Genomic DNA, 879 nt, shown 5'->3' on the forward strand with positions numbered 1-879 from the left:
CGCATCGGCCGGTTCGCCCGGCAGGTCGGTCGGCTCACCCGGCGCCTCATCCAAAACGGTCATGTAGTGACCTTACGAAGCCCACCGGGGAATGCGAGCCGTTGACTCCTCACAGTCTCGAAGGCGTTTTCCTGGTACCCCTGAACAGAACCACGGCCGCATGCAGGCGTTCCAACTGCTCAGAGGGCGTACGGCTTGTAGGAGTCGCACAAAGCCGTCGGCTGAGAGTCACCTCACATCCCGGAGTGGCGCGTACCTCCCCGCGGGTGATGCCCGGCCCCCGGGCGGCGACCGACGGCCGGGGTCCCCGCGGAATCACCGGCCCGCCGCGCCCCTCGTACGGGGGACTTCCAGATGATCTCCAGCGGTTCGCCCGTTCGGGTCGGTTCGCTCACGCAGAGCGTAGCGGTACGGCCGCGGCGGGACCGGAGCCGGGGCCGGGGGGAGGGACGGTGACGGCCCGACGGGTGCCGCCGCTGCCGCGGCCTCACCCGAAGCGGTTCAACAACCGCCGGTAGAGGCCGGGGGCGAGACCGCGCACTCGGGCCGGGAGGGTGAGCCAGGGAGGGACATAGGCGTCGTCGCGGCCCTGGGAGACCGCCCCCCAGACCGCGTCCGCGACGCTGCCGGGCGAGGCGGGACGGGGACGGGCACGGTCGTACGGCCGACCGCGGCGGGCGAAGAAGCGCGTCTCCACGGGGCCGGGCACGACGAGCGTCACTCCCACGCCCGTACCGCGCAGTTCCTGCCGGAGCGCCTCGGCGAACGCGGCGAGCCCGGCCTTGGCCGCGGAGTACACCGCTTCCTCCCGGACCCCCACGCAGCCGGCCACCGAGCCGACGAGGACCACCCGTCCCCCGCCGGCCGCCACCATGGTGG

1 protein-coding gene is annotated in these 879 nt (G+C 73.3%); it reads right to left on the bottom strand.

The features are described 5' to 3' along the window. Positions 1–487: 487 nt before the first annotated feature. Positions 488–879 (bottom strand): SDR family NAD(P)-dependent oxidoreductase (locus tag B7L92_RS37920; protein WP_143626499.1); only part of this gene is annotated, 392 nt, incomplete at its 5' end.

It is taken from the genome of Streptomyces viridosporus (assembly GCF_002078235.1).
GTDB lineage: Bacteria > Actinomycetota > Actinomycetes > Streptomycetales > Streptomycetaceae > Streptomyces > Streptomyces viridosporus.